Origin of the sequence: Sporofaciens musculi (genome assembly GCF_009830285.1) — a bacterium.
In the GTDB taxonomy this organism is placed as follows: Bacteria; Bacillota; Clostridia; order Lachnospirales; family Lachnospiraceae; genus Sporofaciens; species Sporofaciens musculi.
Map to the genome: position 1 here is coordinate 4,204,232 of NZ_WUQX01000001.1, position 14,002 is coordinate 4,218,233.

Here is a 14,002-nt window from a genome sequence, read left to right on the forward strand (position 1 = left end):
TTTTCCTTACTCTGCCATCACACTCAGCACCATCTCTGCTGTCTCCACCATATTCGTCCCGCTCTCCATACTACATTTTTGTAGATATCTGTGGGCCTCCTCCTCCGACATATGGTTACGGTACATTAGCAATTCCTTTGCCCTCGTGATTACCTCCCTCTGCTTAGGGCTTCGATTCTTTTTCTCTGCTTTTTTCCTCCTTCGCCTTCTCTCCATGGTTTGAAGCAGCATTTCCATGGTATTCATAAGGTCGTACACCTTAAGCGGCATGGACAGACATACCACCCCATCCACGCCATCCCCCGCCCATTTGTCCGGCGAGGCAATCAAAAGCATTTCAAAATCCTTCGGCAGATATTCCCTCAGCTCTGTATACATCATATCTTTCATCTTGTATCCGCACAATACAATCCCCTCATCCACCGCATCAGCATACTGCAGCGCCTTAGCGCCCGTCGTACAGACTCCCGTGACATCCATCCCGTACCGCACCAACAAGTTGCGGATATTGACCGCATCATCCTTACTGGGAAATGCAACGATAATACCAACCAAGCTCACCCCTCCTGACAATCTACATCCGATGCAGGTATCTGCCAATCTCCCAATCCGTAACCTGTGTACGGTATTGCGCATACTCCTTCTCTTTAGCCTGAATATATTTTCTCGATAAATCCTCTCCAAGCACAGCCTGGATATATTCATCCTTCGCAAATTCCGCTGCAGCCTCCCGAAGACTTGCTGGAAGGGCCTCAATCTGCGCCGATTTTCGTTGCTCATCTGTCATCTCAAAAATATTGCAGTCAATACTCTTTGGCGGCGCAATCTCATTTCGGATTCCGTCCAATCCTGCCGCCAGACATACCGCCAGTGCAAGATAGGGATTTGCCGACGGGTCCGGACTTCTCAGCTCTACCCTGGCGCCAAGTCCTCTTGCCGCAGGAATCCGCAAAAGAGGCGTACGGTTCTTAGCAGACCAGGCAATGTATACAGGCGCCTCATACCCCGGCACCAGCCTCTTATAGGAATTTACAATTGGATTGGTAATAAAACTGATTGCCTTCATATGCCTCATAATACCACCAATAAAATAATAGGCCTCTCGACTTAATCCCCTCTCATCCTCCCCATCCGAGAATGCATTGATTCCATCCCTGGCAAGCGACATATTGATATGCATGCCTGAACCGCTGACCCCATACTTTGGCTTCGGCATAAATGTAGCGTGAAGCCCGTGGCGTTTGGCAATAGTCTTTACCACCAGCTTAAACGTCATAATATTATCTGCCGTCTTAAGGGCTTCACCGTACTGAAAATCTATCTCATGCTGGGCCGGCGCCACCTCATGGTGGGACGCCTCAATAACAAATCCCATATCCTCCAGTGTAAGCACCATATCCCGACGGGCATTTTCCCCCAAATCCAACGGTCCCAAATCAAAATACGTGGCGCTCTCATGGGACAGGGTCGTTGGCCTGCCATCCTCATCTGTATGAAACAGGAAAAACTCACACTCCGGCCCTACGTTAAAATCATACCCCATAGCCTTTGCCTCTGACAGCACTTTTTTCAAAATATAACGCGGGTCGCTCTCGAAAACCGTACCGTCCGGCTTATATACATCGCAAATCAGCCGAGCCACCTTTCCCTGCTGCGGTCTCCATGGAAAAATAGCAAATGTATCCAGATCCGGATACAGGTACATATCCGAATCCTCAATCCTCGCAAATCCTTCTATGGATGAGCCGTCAAACATAATCTGATTGTCCAGCGCCTTCTTAAGCTGGCTGGTGGTGATGGCTACATTCTTCATCATACCAAAGATGTCTGTAAACTGTAATCGAATAAAGCCTACATCTTCCTCCTCCACCATTTTCAAAATATCCCGCTTTGTGTAATGATTCATCGAATTCTACCTCCTAAATCGGCATAAATCGAGTAAGGAGGATTCCTCCCCTACTCGCCGCGCAACCCATGGTCCGCCTTAGCGGCATATTTCCTCTGCACAGGTTTGCGCATAAAAATGGGCGTTCTCATGCCTGGATGAAAACGCCCTTGTTTCGCTTGTTTCATTATAAAATAAAAACTGGCACTTTGTCAACGTGACAAAATGCCTAAGTTTCATCGGGTATTACACCTTATTACTGTTCACTACGCTTCTTCCTCTGCCCAACATCCGTCCTCATTCTGAATATAAGAATTGCCGTTATTATTGCCGCAGTTAATCCCCTTCTTAATCGGCGCCAGGAAGAAGCCCTTGATTACCCCAAGCAATACACAGCACAGAATCACCAGTACTTTCTCCGCAGGCGTCCAGTCTCTCCAAAAAAATTCCTTAATGCTTTCCCATACGTCTCTCATCATCAAATCCTCCTGTTTGTTTTATTCTCCACACAGCATATCAAAAAAGACTGCCGCCGGCATTTTCGTATACCGTTATTATATTCTATTTTCCAATAAAATGGAAGTCATGCGTTGAAAAAACACTCCATGTTTGCTAAAATAAGTTATTATTTACGAATGAGGTGATTAAATTATGGGACTCGCTATCCCAATCGAGACAAGCGCACGCCACATCCATCTGTGCCGCGAAGATTTTGATATTCTATTCGGAGAAGGAAAGGAGCTGACTTTTAAGGCAGACTTAAGCCAGCCAGGACAATACGTCTGCCAGGAACGTCTCGCTATCAGAGGCCCCAAATCCTCCTTTGAAAATGTTGCCGTTCTAGGCCCTTTCCGCAAGGAGACTCAAGTGGAGATCTCCATGACTGATTCCCGCAAGTTGGGAATCCCAGGCATGATCCGCCAGTCCGGAGACACGGCGGACACCCCTGGCTGTATCCTGGAAGGTCCAAACGGAAAGCTTGAGCTTGACCACGGTGTCATTGTCGCCAAGCGTCACATTCATATGACCCCTGTACAGGCAATCCAATTAAATGTCAAAGACAACGACGAGGTGTTCGTGATTATGGAGAGTTTTGAACGCTCTCTGATTTTTGCCGATGTAGTAGTCCGCGTCCATCCGGATTTCGCTCTGGCAATGCATGTAGATACTGACGAGGCCAATGCATTTGCCAACGAAAATAATCCTACAGGCGCGCTTCTTAAGCTGTTCGGCGGACGTACCTACAACCTTCAGAAATGGGCGGAGGAATTACAAAACGGAATTAATCGGTTTTAGCGGTCAATGTCTTAGCGCTGACCCCTTTTAACATTCCCAATTTTCCAGACAGAGAGCTGGTGGCATCCTGGGGCGCATCCAAAACCACGCTAATGATGGATATTCCACGCTCTCTGTAAGGAATTCCCATACGTCCCACCACATACTGGCGGAATTGGTGGAGGAGTTGGTTGACCTCCCCCGCCGCTTTTTCATCCTTGACCATGATACTAATAACTGATACTCTGCTTTCCATTGACTTTATCCTTTCTTATTTCTTTTTTAATTGACGTCCCGCTGCGTCCAGATAAAACCCCTTCTTATAGATGAGCTTCGACACCGGAACCATTTGATATCCTTTCTTCTCAAGCTCTGTCAGCAAATCATCCAACGCCTCCGCCGTATACTTCGTCCCATTGTGCAGAAGGATGATTGCCCCATTTTTCAACTCTCTGCTTTCTAATACTGTCTCAACAATATCTTTAACACCGTAATCCTTCCAGTCAAGGCTGTCAACCGACCACTGAATGGGATAATAGCCGCACGCCTGAATATTACGGATAATTTCGTCGTCATAGTTATCATAGGGGACGCGAAACAGCCGCATCTCCTCCCCCGTAAGCTCTAAAACCTTCTCGTGCACAGACAGTATCTCCTGCCTCTGCTCCTCCTTCTCAAGCCCAATCATACTCCTGTGGCTGGCGCTGTGGTTGGCAAGGTCATGGCCAGCCTCTTTGACTGCCTTAACCTCCTCCGGATATTTTTCCACCCAGTCGCCTGTCATGAAGAAGGTCGCCTGAACCTTGTGCTTCTTGAGGATATCCAGAATCCGCGCGGTATCCTCGTTTCCCCAGGCAGCGTCAAAGGTTAGCGCCACCTTCTTTTCCTCTGTTTCCACAGAACAGATGGGCATCTCTTTTCCGTTAATATTTCCGGAAACCGTAGAGTAACTGGAAATGTATTGAAATGAACCAAAAAGAGCGGCCCCAAGAGCCAGCGCAATTATTCCGTAATTCCTCCACTTTTTCCTTTTTTCTACATTCATAGACACAACTCCGGATATAGTCTTTACTGACAGTATATGCCGCAGCGTGATGGGAAATCATCTATTTCTCAAATCATTTGCCAAACTCCATGTCTGCTCATTCAAACTTTAAAGCAATGCATGACAAACCAAATCCATCTGCGAAAGATCATGCCCCGCATTACAAAATACATTATCAAAAAAAGCCTCCAGGTAGGAAAAATCAGGATAGATTCCCTTTGGAATATCAGAGAAATTACTTCTTACCAGTGCGTTTCGGAAGAACATGGCATTTTCTCGAAACGGCTCATTCGTAATCTTTAATCCCATACTCCCTGCGTATAACTGAATAAATATTGCGGTTGTCCGAGTATTTCCCTCTCTAAATGGATGGGTCTGCCAGATTCCTGATATAAATTGGGCGAATCTTTGAATATCCGTGTCCCTAAAGGGATATTGATACCGATACCCTCTTTCTTCACCGAAATCATACTGCAAATAATCCTGTATCGAATTCCAATCTCCATACTGGACACTCCTTCCACCGAGAACTGCTTCTTCTTTTGTAAGATTGCAGGTTCTCCATTCACCAACGTATTCATCCGGCAATACACCGAAAAACAACTCCCGATGGATAGACTTTAACATTACCGGTGAAAATTTGAATGTCATCTTCTCCAAGAGCCGAACCATTCTGGCGCTGACTTCGTCCGCTTCCCGTTCCCCTCTGTCGTAATCTTTTGAAGCCTCGTTATAGTACCTTCTCACATGTTCTAACGCTTCATCTGATGTATATCTCCCCTCAATATGCTCTTTTGCCACAGCTTCCAGGAATTGTGAAGTCAAAAGCCCGTCTACCTTCTGAAGCCCTTTTGCCACCTCCCAATATTCTTGGCGCATCTGGCGTGTGGATTCTGATGTTTTCTCCTTGTATGGAATCTCCTCATTATACATTCAATTCTCTCCAATCCAAGATAATCCAACTTAATTAAATAGAATTATACTACAATATTTATGGGCGTAAAAGCACTAATCCGCTAAAATATCTCTTTTCATGCATCCTTCCTATTTTATCTCATGAATTTTATGGTATACTAATATGTATTATCACTATTAATACCCAAAAGGAGACGAGGGATTCCTTTCCCTTTTATTCAAATACCTATGAAAAACTTTCTGCGCAACATCTCGTACACACTCATACTGCTTGCTTTCGCAACCGGTTTGGCATTCATATTTTTTCATTTTGTAAAGGATAATTCTGCCAATATTGCGTTCGTCTATATTCTTGCCCTTATTCTCATCGCAAGATGGACGACCGGATACCTGTACGGCATCCTATCTTCCCTGTTTTGCGTAATCTTCATCAACGGGTTCTTTACCTACCCGTTTTTTGAGATTAACTTTACCATGAGCGGATACCCTGTCACCTTCGTCTGTATGCTGATTATTACCATCACCACCAGCGCCATGACTACTAAGCTCACCCGACAGGATGAAATGATTGCAGAACGGGAACGGAAACTAAATGATGCGGAGAAAGAACGGATTCGTGCGAATCTTCTGCGGGCTATTTCTCATGACCTGAGGACCCCGCTGACCAGCATTATCGGGTCCTCTGCCTCATATATTGAGAACCATGACGAATTGGATTCCGGTGAAAAACTAGAGCTGATCACCACCATCCACGACGACTCAATCTGGCTTCTGAACATGGTGGAGAATCTATTGTCTGTCACGCGAATCCAGGAGGACAGTCACAAAGTTTCCAAAGAACCAGAGATTGTAGAGGAGGTTGTCTCTGAGGCAATCGACAGACTGCGAAAAAGACTGCCTGACGCATCAATTATTGTGTCCGCCCCTAATGAAATGCTGATGATTCCTATGGACTTCCTGTTAATTGAGCAAGTCCTGATTAATCTTCTGGAAAATGCACTGGTTCATTCCGAGAGCACACAGCCAGTGGAGCTGCACATTACGAATGACCAGGCTTACGTCACTTTTCACGTTATTGACCATGGAAAAGGAATTGATACGTCCACACTTCCTGACATATTCAGCGGGCAGTATGACAGCTCTCTTGCCTCGGATACCAAACGGGGCATGGGAATCGGCCTGTCCATCTGCCGTACTATTGTACAGGCACATGGAGGAACAATAACGGCCCATAATCACGAAAATGGCGCCGAATTTGCATTTTCCCTCCCTGTTTTGTAAAACCTACAATTATTCAGGCAATTTTATAAATAAATATTTACAAAAAGCAACGGATTTTGAAGCCGAGTGCCCTACAGAAATAAAGGAGAAAAAAGAGTATGCCGACTCCAAACTATACAGTATTAATCATCGAAGACGAAAAAAATATCTCTGACTTTATGTCAAAAGCATTAAAATCCAACGGTTACCGAGTCATTACAGCCCTTTCAGGCAAAGCAGGGCTGTCTCTAATCAGTTCACAGTGTCCGGATATCATACTGCTTGATCTTGGTCTTCCCGACATTGAAGGAAATGACGTCATCATTTCCGTACGCAAATGGACGAGCTGTCCAATTATCGTAGTTTCTGCCCGAACAGGCGAACGGGATAAGGTGGAAGCTCTGGATCTTGGTGCAGACGATTACATTACTAAGCCCTTTGGCACTCCCGAAATGCTGGCAAGAATCCGCGCCTCCTTACGTCACAGCAATCGGATGGACTCCAATTCAGCGCTGTACATCCGCCCTTATCAGTGCAGGGGGCTTCTGTTGGATTTCGATAAGAGGATTCTTACCGTGAATGGGGAGGAAATTCATCTGACACAGATTGAATATAAGATTGTTGCCTTCCTTGCCAGAAATTCCGGAAAGGTCATGACATATTCTGCCATCATGTCCAACGTGTGGGGGCCGTTTACAGGAGACAACAACCGAATCCTACGCGTTAATATGGCTAATATACGCAGAAAGATTGAACAGAACCCTTCACAGCCCCAATTTCTGTTCACAGAGGTGGGGGGTGGGATATCGGATGCGGGAGGACGAGAATGAATTATGCTAAGTTTTTGTTAAAAATATATCTATATACTGTATAATTCATTCACTATCTGTTAGAATATATTGGAAGGTGGCATATCGTAATAAAGCCTCATTCATTATTCTCTCAAAAGAGGATGCGCCTCTTTAAAGGCTGCATCCTCTTTTACATTTTTACAGTCTAATCGTTGGCGTTCAGCCACTCCTTCATCAACTCCACATACTTGTCCGTATCCTCCACGAAGCACATATGCCTGCAGGTGCGGAACAGCTCCCACCTGGAGTTCGGAATCCTGTCATACATATATTTCGCAATATAAGGCGTACACAGATCATTGCCCCCGTTAATCACCAGCGACGGCTCTTTAATATCCTTCAACTGCTCTGTCACGTCATAATCCTTCAAAGTCCCTACCGGTGTAAACTCATTAGGTCCCCAGCCGACGATGTAAGCCTCGCTGCCTGGCTTTCTGACACGTCTCAGGCACTCTGGAGACTCGTCCGTCACCGCCCCTGCGGCATGACGAAGCATATATTCCTCCTCTGCGGCCTCATAAGCAGGATCGCTGTATTCATTGGAGGAGGTTGCCTTGTCAATGGCATCCTGCATCTCCTGGGGCAGCTCTTTAATCATACGGTGCTGTTCAATTCCCCACATCCAGGAAGCTGGAAGCGTACTGGAGAGAATCAGGCTCTTAAGCCCCTCTGGCTTCTGGTTGCAGACATAGTCCAAAAGCAGCATTCCGCCCCAGGACTGGCCCAGAAGATGTATCTCGTCAAGGCCAAGGTGTTTTCTAAGGGCAACCAGCTCATCAACCCAGGTCTTCGCATTCCACAAATCAGGACGGTTCTCAACATAGGATTCTCCGCAGCCAATCTGGTCATACATCACCAGTTCACGCCCGTCCTCCTCTGCCAGACGGTCAAGCACCTCAAAATAATTATGGGTAGAACCTGGCCCTCCGTGAAGTAATACCAGCGGCTTCTTGTTTCCTGTCTTTTTTCCTACAATGCGATAATATGTCTTATACTCCAGATAAGGCATATATCCTTCTCTAATCTCCATAATTGCATAGCCTCCTTTTTAGACTTTACTGTCTTTTTTTCTATTATAAAGAAACTTTTGGCAATTATCAATCTTTATCCTTTATATATCCACATGAAACACAAGTTTTAATTTATTTTCAGGATTTATGTATATCTCGATTTTACGCAGTCAGCATCCGTTCAAACATTTCTTTTATTCCCCGCTTTGCTTCCCACCCTAAATCTCTTAATTTTTCTCCCGACAGTTTAAGTTTTTTATAGGGAGGATTATAGGGAAGCATGTGACTCGTCGAGTCACATGCCTCCCTGTTCATGACTATCTATTAACCAACAGACAATCATGAGAGGATCTCACCACAATCAATGAAAACTGGGGATTGGTAGATTCCTGCAAAGTGGTATACTAAAGGTGCCGAATAAAGTTGTAAGGGGATTGAAGCTATAAAGCTCGTCCGACAGACTGATTTTCAACCTCTTAGTGTACCACATATTGTTTCCATCGCTTTTTGATGAGGACGCAGGACAGCCAACATTTTTGGAAGAGGTTGCATCGGCTTGTAAATGATTCTATGGAGGTGTTGTCATGGAAATACTATATAAGCGATGCTGTGGAATTGACGTACATAAAAATATGTTAATTGCGTGTGTTTTTATGGGAGTCAGAAAAAAAGAAATTCGCCAGTTTGGTACAATGACTGACGATATTTTACAATTGACGAAATGGTTAAATGAAGTTGATTGTGAAATGGCTGCTATGGAAAGTACCGGCAATTATTGGAAACCGGTGTATAACATTTTTGAAGATGAGGAAATCCCAATCATGATAGTAAATGCCCAGCACATAAAAGGTGTACCAGGCCGTAAGACCGATGTGAAAGATGCGGAATGGATTGCCGATTTAGTACGCCATGGGCTGGTAAAAGCAAGTTTTATTCCAAACCGGGAGCAAAGAGAACTCCGGGAAATAACACGCTACCGGCAGGAACTAATCGAAGAACGTGCGCGGGAGCTGAATCGGATTCAAGGTGTTTTAGAAGGATGTAACCTGAAATTAGGCTCTGTACTTACTGATATAAGCGGGAAAAGCGGGATTGCCATTTTAAGAGCAATTGTATCTGGTGAAACGGATCCTGTTATCCTAAGCAAGTTTGCAAAGGGCAAAGCCAAAAATAAATTAGCAGAACTTCAGCGGGCGCTGAAAGGAAGCATTCATCCGCATCAGCAGTTAATGCTGAAACACCAATTGGAACATATAGAAACCCTGTCCAGAATAATTGAGGATCTGGATTCTGATATAGATGAAAAAACAGAATCTATGAAGAAACAAATTCAGTTATTAGATGAAATTCCTGGAATTGGCAGAAAAAGCGCAGAACGGCTGCTTGCAGAAATAGGAACGGAAATGGAACAATTTAAAAATCAGTCTCATTTTAGTTCCTGGGCCGGGTTAGTTCCTGAATGTAAAGAAAGTGCAGGCAAAAAGATGAGTACTCGGATTCGGAAAGGAAATAAGCATGTAAAATCAGTACTTGTGGAGTGTGCACGCTCTGCAATACGGAATAAGAAGAGTTATTTTTATTCACGCTATCAACGGATTGCTGCACGCCGTGGAGGAAACAGGGCTTTAATTGCAGTTGCCCATTCTATGTTAACAGCAATTTATCATGTCTTAAAAGATCTGCAGCCCTATAAGGAACTTGGATGCGATTACTACAGTACTTACAACCGTGAAAAAAGCATACAGAGAAATATTCGTTCACTAGAACGCATGGGGGTAACCGTAGTGATCAAATAGATGATTCTGAAAGAGAAAGCCCACCTTAATTGGTAGGCTTTGTTATGATGCTTGTTATTAAGGTATCGAGAAGTTAACGTTTTCAGGACAGCCCCTTTTTTACTATTTCTAAAGTCTTTTTTATTCCAAATTGTCCCCCGCTTGTCGCGGACAATATCAATTTTTTTCCCATATAAAATCCTCATTCACTACTATATTTTTCCATCCATCTAAAAAATATATATCAATCGCTTTCCATTTCGTATCACAATAATTGTAATCTGGATATAGTGCTATTTTGTCACATTCTGCATACTTGATCACATCACACAGACCGCTTCGTATCCCTACAAATGTACCTGCCTGTTCTACTACTGACTTTAATTCGTCTATCTGCGGACTAATTGCTTTCGTTCCTGCCAATGGTGTCTCATCGCCCACTACATTTGTAAAACACTCATATTCTTTTGCTAGAAAATATGCTACAATATTGTCCCATACTTTTTTTGAAATTAATGTCACAGATTTTGCGTATGGTGAAAATATTACCGACTTTCCTATCCTAATTTTTTCTAAATTAGGATAGCTACTCCATAATACAGGTCTCACCGGTTTTGTGTTTGTAGGAAGTCCAAATACGCCGCAACAGTATATCTTTTCTAACAGTATGCACTTAATATATAATGCTTTATGAAGATTGATAACGTATGGCCTGTCCTGATGAGCAATGAAGAAATTTTTATCCTTCGTATACAAGCACGCCTGTATCAGTTCGTCCATATCCTTCTGTTTATATATCTTTACTTTATACATTCCGAATAAAGAAACTACCTTAGCGCATGCCGTTCCAATTACACATACAACAATTCGAGGAATCTTTCTTTTTTCTATGAAATGAGGCAAATATGACATTGTTAAAAAAATATCCCCCAGCGCAGAAAAAGGACATAGTATATTAAAATAATCTGGATATTCCTGTTCCTGCTCCCGCTTTATAATAATTCCCCGACTCACTCGTTCCTGCATCCGTCTTATTGTTTCATCTGAAAGGGAATAATCTGCAAAACTATTGTAATCTACAAGCTTTCTAACCATCCCCTTATACCCCAATCGCTTAAGCTGATCAGACATCGCAGCATATGCACGCGCCACAATACATACAATTGAATTCTCTTGCATATCAGATAAAATATCTTGAGGCAGTACAATAGGTATCCCCTTATAGTTATTTCCACATTTAACAATATTGTTATCCAATATAGCGATTGGTCTATATTGGTGTTCCAAAAGCAGATCTGCCAACTCTTCAGTGGCATTACAATGACCAAAGAGATATATTTGTTTTCCCTGAATAGCCTCTGTGTTCTCTAATTCTTTGAAAGATTCTATCATTTTGGCATAATATATTTTATCCATAACTGCTTTTTCCTTAATATAATAGTGCCCTGCAGAATTCTTCTTCTGTCAGCAGACCTGTCAGCAGATAATTCAATAGGCCAGAGTATTGACCAGAATCAGAAATCAATGTGATTCGATCGGAAAATTCATATGTATAATACAAGGTAACAAATTCTTCCATTTCCTGGTAAGACCAAAACTCCATATTCCTTAGATTCTTAATTTCCGAAATATATTTACTGCATATAATCAACTGTTGATAATTCAAGAAATCGGTTATATAACTAATCAATCCATGAAAAAAAAATCTATTATTATTTTCTTGTAAATCAAATATCAATATCTTTTCATATTTTTGTACATATGTTTCGACTCTTTTTTTCATCTTCATTGCTCTTTATGTCAATCTAATATTCTCAAATAACCTTATATCTAAATCTGCAAATCCTAATGGTTTGAAAGTATCTCTCCAATGTGTCCACCCGGATGATTTTTCCTGAAATCTCTTATCTGAATTCCCCTCTTTTTTGCGATCTGCATACATAGTCCCTGCAGAATGATCAGGTTGATTGTAGTGGAATTGTTTGGCATAATATTCCACATATCCCCCTCGTTATTCAGTTTAAGAATAATGCAGTTAGAAATCTCCCTCGTAAGCGTGCTCTCTGCTTCAAAAGTAAGCAGCCACATATTCACCTTTCTTTCCTTCAGGAGTCTCGCAAGATAAATAGATTCAGATGTCTCGCCACTCTTCGTGAGGATGATGACCATATCGCCCTCCTTTACAATCCCCATATCGCCATGTACTGCGGAATTCGTATGAAGAAATGCCGCATCCATACCAACACTTACCATAGAACCAACAAACTTTTCGCATATTGGCACATTCTTCCCTAAACCTGATACAATGATTTTATGACCTGTATTAATCGTTTGCATTCCTTCCTCCACCCAACGTGCGAATACATCTTCATTAAGGGAATGGATAGAAGCCTCTATTTCCTTTAGCTCATTTTCAAAATAAGCAATCATAACACTTCCTCCAAGTAATATAATCCGTTATAAAATGCCCCACAAATTGAATCATAATCCTGCCATGCATAGGTTGTAAGGCTGAGCCAGATGACAGCATGAAGCAGTTTAATCTCATATCTGACTGCACCAGTCAGTTCAAAAAACTTATCCTCCATATCCTCCCAACCGTTAGATTCTATGACAAGTTTCACCCCCTCGTCAGCATTTTCTCCAATATCCAAAGAGAACTTCTTTAAATTGAACCTATCATAATTCCCGACAATGGAATAATATAATTTCGCCCAATCGTAGCGTTCATCTCCATATAACTCCGTGAAACCAAAATACCCTCTTGGATCTATCAGTATCGGCTCTCCGTTTTCTCTCAGCATCAGGTTTGAAAAAGTGCAATCACCATGAATAAAAGAAAAATAGCTGCATTTCAGTTGTTCCAACGCATATTCCAATTTACCCTTATAAAAAAATATATTCCGGCACACCCGTCCATTCACACGAATGTATCTGTCCCGTCCAAATGGAATAAGTTCCTCAATCCGTGACAGCCGAGCCATTGTCTTGTTAAAATATGCTTCCTTTATACTAAAACTATCTTCTGGAACACCCCCAGATGTATGCAGTTTCTTCAAAATATCCACAAGGTCACTTAAAATCCGATATTTTTCATCATTTTCTACGCCCGTGTCATAAATGTTCTTTCCATGTATAACTTCCATCATCAAAGGGTTTATCCCATAAATATTCGGAATTCCTTTTATATGCTTTTTCTGAGCTTCTTCATACCAGGCACATTCTCTTTTAGCAAGATATTCTCCTTGGGTGTCCACTGGTTCTTTCGTCAGCATGTCACCATTCACTGTAATATGGTTAAATGGTCTCGTCTTAATATTATCAAGTTTTTCATATTCTTCCAGTAATCCAAATTCTCTTGTTCCAGCAAGATTGACTTCTTCAAAGCACATTCCTTTTCCCTGCATCCAGCGAACCAATTCTCCGCTTTCCGGAATGCCTGATAAGGCTGATTTATCATGAAAAAGAAAAAGACCTGCCACACCATACTCAACAGAACATTCCTCCACAAATCTACCGTTTTCATACTTCCACCTGCAAGGGAAAGTCTTGGAAATACCGATATAATCATTCAGCTGCGCTTCACAATCCCCTTTTATACTTTTCCGCCTTGTAACGTTTTCCGAATTCAGATATTCTTTAGGAAGTTCAAATTTATCCGGCAGGATAAGATCCGACCATATCAGCATAAACGGCTCATAATCCGGAATAAGCTCTATTGCCTTTCCCACTCCCGAACTTGTCCCTGTTCCGCTTGCTTCCACTATTCTATATTTCACATCAGCGAAGCATCCCATATACTTCTTAAGAACTTCTCTCTTATAATCCGCAATGATTACAAATCTCTTATCCGGATACTTCCGAAAAAGATGAAATATCATTGGCAAATTCTCTACCGGTACAAGTGCCTTAGGTTTATTTTTTGTTAAATATCCCAGCCGCGTTCCCTTGCCGCCGGCCTGGACAATGATATAATCAAACATAAT

The 14,002-nt window shown here is 42.6% G+C and carries 14 protein-coding genes and 1 pseudogene; 4 read left to right on the forward strand and 11 right to left on the reverse strand.

Features of this window, described 5'->3' with window-relative positions; all coding sequences use genetic code 11:
- Positions 1-6 precede the first annotated feature (6 nt).
- From GN277_RS21395 to GN277_RS21405, 3 genes are all read right to left on the reverse strand, one after another.
- Positions 7-555, reverse strand: a complete 549-nt coding sequence (locus tag GN277_RS21395) for an ANTAR domain-containing response regulator (protein WP_159753454.1) — start codon at positions 553-555, stop codon at positions 7-9.
- A 19-nt stretch (positions 556-574) separates the two neighbouring features.
- Positions 575-1,906 carry a type I glutamate--ammonia ligase gene (gene glnA / locus GN277_RS21400; protein ID WP_159753457.1) on the reverse strand — a complete coding sequence of 444 codons (1,332 nt, stop codon included), beginning with the start codon at positions 1,904-1,906 and terminating at the stop codon, positions 575-577.
- 245 nt (positions 1,907-2,151) lie between these two features.
- Complete coding sequence (locus tag GN277_RS21405) at positions 2,152-2,364, reverse strand: hypothetical protein (protein WP_244324824.1); 213 nt, start codon at positions 2,362-2,364, stop codon at positions 2,152-2,154.
- A gap of 172 nt (positions 2,365-2,536) precedes the next feature.
- Here GN277_RS21405 and GN277_RS21410 point away from each other — a divergent pair, with 172 nt between their 5' ends.
- Entirely contained in the window at positions 2,537-3,181 is a 645-nt protein-coding gene (locus GN277_RS21410) for a PduL/EutD family phosphate acyltransferase (RefSeq protein WP_159753461.1), read from the forward strand.
- Here the strand turns inward: GN277_RS21410 and GN277_RS21415 are convergent.
- From GN277_RS21415 to GN277_RS21425, 3 genes are all read right to left on the reverse strand, one after another.
- A complete protein-coding gene (locus tag GN277_RS21415) occupies positions 3,168-3,416 on the reverse strand; it encodes a TM1266 family iron-only hydrogenase system putative regulator (protein WP_159753464.1) in 249 nt (82 codons plus the stop codon). The genes GN277_RS21410 and GN277_RS21415 overlap by 14 nt on opposite strands.
- Before the next feature lie 15 nt (positions 3,417-3,431).
- Positions 3,432-4,205, reverse strand: coding sequence for a polysaccharide deacetylase family protein (locus GN277_RS21420; protein ID WP_159753467.1), 774 nt, complete (start codon positions 4,203-4,205; stop codon positions 3,432-3,434).
- 108 nt (positions 4,206-4,313) lie between these two features.
- Entirely contained in the window at positions 4,314-5,138 is an 825-nt protein-coding gene (locus GN277_RS21425) for a Fic family protein (RefSeq protein WP_159753470.1), read from the reverse strand.
- 210 nt (positions 5,139-5,348) lie between these two features.
- Here GN277_RS21425 and GN277_RS21430 point away from each other — a divergent pair, with 210 nt between their 5' ends.
- Positions 5,349-6,401, forward strand: a complete 1,053-nt coding sequence (locus GN277_RS21430) for a sensor histidine kinase (protein WP_159753473.1) — start codon at positions 5,349-5,351, stop codon at positions 6,399-6,401.
- A 98-nt stretch (positions 6,402-6,499) separates the two neighbouring features.
- Positions 6,500-7,220 (forward strand): annotated as a pseudogene (locus tag GN277_RS21435) (response regulator).
- Between the two features lie 156 nt (positions 7,221-7,376).
- Here the strand turns inward: GN277_RS21435 and pepI are convergent.
- Positions 7,377-8,264, reverse strand: coding sequence for a proline iminopeptidase (gene pepI / locus GN277_RS21440; protein ID WP_334296663.1), 888 nt, complete (start codon positions 8,262-8,264; stop codon positions 7,377-7,379).
- A 561-nt stretch (positions 8,265-8,825) separates the two neighbouring features.
- Here pepI and GN277_RS21445 point away from each other — a divergent pair.
- Complete coding sequence (locus GN277_RS21445; protein ID WP_159753482.1) at positions 8,826-10,037, forward strand: IS110 family RNA-guided transposase; 1,212 nt, start codon at positions 8,826-8,828, stop codon at positions 10,035-10,037.
- A 156-nt stretch (positions 10,038-10,193) separates the two neighbouring features.
- Here GN277_RS21445 and GN277_RS21450 read toward each other — a convergent pair whose 3' ends face one another.
- Genes GN277_RS21450 through GN277_RS21465 form a run of 4 tightly spaced genes read right to left on the reverse strand, consistent with a single transcriptional unit; the run spans position 10,194 to position 13,999 of the window.
- A complete protein-coding gene (locus tag GN277_RS21450) occupies positions 10,194-11,432 on the reverse strand; it encodes a hypothetical protein (protein ID WP_159753485.1) in 1,239 nt (412 codons plus the stop codon).
- A gap of 13 nt (positions 11,433-11,445) precedes the next feature.
- A complete protein-coding gene (locus GN277_RS21455) occupies positions 11,446-11,805 on the reverse strand; it encodes a hypothetical protein (protein ID WP_159753488.1) in 360 nt (119 codons plus the stop codon).
- Positions 11,806-11,861: 56 nt separating this feature from the next.
- Positions 11,862-12,446 carry an SIS domain-containing protein gene (locus tag GN277_RS21460; RefSeq protein WP_159753491.1) on the reverse strand — a complete coding sequence of 195 codons (585 nt, stop codon included), beginning with the start codon at positions 12,444-12,446 and terminating at the stop codon, positions 11,862-11,864.
- Positions 12,443-13,999, reverse strand: a complete 1,557-nt coding sequence (locus GN277_RS21465; protein ID WP_244324826.1) for a sugar phosphate nucleotidyltransferase — start codon at positions 13,997-13,999, stop codon at positions 12,443-12,445. Before GN277_RS21465 ends, GN277_RS21460 begins: the two co-directional genes overlap by 4 nt.
- Positions 14,000-14,002 lie beyond the last annotated feature (3 nt).

Excerpts from the sequence above, each read along its gene's own strand:
- GN277_RS21430 (WP_159753473.1), top strand. The coding sequence starts at position 5,349 with ATGAAAAACTTTCTGCGCAACATCTCGTACACACTCATACTGCTTGCT.
- GN277_RS21425 (WP_159753470.1), bottom strand. The coding sequence starts at position 5,138 with ATGTATAATGAGGAGATTCCATACAAGGAGAAAACATCAGAATCCACA.
- GN277_RS21465 (WP_244324826.1), bottom strand. The coding sequence starts at position 13,999 with ATGTTTGATTATATCATTGTCCAGGCCGGCGGCAAGGGAACGCGGCTG.
- GN277_RS21420 (WP_159753467.1), bottom strand. The coding sequence starts at position 4,205 with ATGAATGTAGAAAAAAGGAAAAAGTGGAGGAATTACGGAATAATTGCG.
- GN277_RS21455 (WP_159753488.1), bottom strand. The coding sequence starts at position 11,805 with ATGAAGATGAAAAAAAGAGTCGAAACATATGTACAAAAATATGAAAAG.
- GN277_RS21405 (WP_244324824.1), bottom strand. The coding sequence starts at position 2,364 with ATGATGAGAGACGTATGGGAAAGCATTAAGGAATTTTTTTGGAGAGAC.
- GN277_RS21410 (WP_159753461.1), top strand. The coding sequence starts at position 2,537 with ATGGGACTCGCTATCCCAATCGAGACAAGCGCACGCCACATCCATCTG.
- GN277_RS21445 (WP_159753482.1), top strand. The coding sequence starts at position 8,826 with ATGGAAATACTATATAAGCGATGCTGTGGAATTGACGTACATAAAAAT.
- GN277_RS21460 (WP_159753491.1), bottom strand. The coding sequence starts at position 12,446 with ATGATTGCTTATTTTGAAAATGAGCTAAAGGAAATAGAGGCTTCTATC.
- glnA (WP_159753457.1), bottom strand. The coding sequence starts at position 1,906 with ATGAATCATTACACAAAGCGGGATATTTTGAAAATGGTGGAGGAGGAA.
- GN277_RS21450 (WP_159753485.1), bottom strand. The coding sequence starts at position 11,432 with ATGGATAAAATATATTATGCCAAAATGATAGAATCTTTCAAAGAATTA.
- GN277_RS21415 (WP_159753464.1), bottom strand. The coding sequence starts at position 3,416 with ATGGAAAGCAGAGTATCAGTTATTAGTATCATGGTCAAGGATGAAAAA.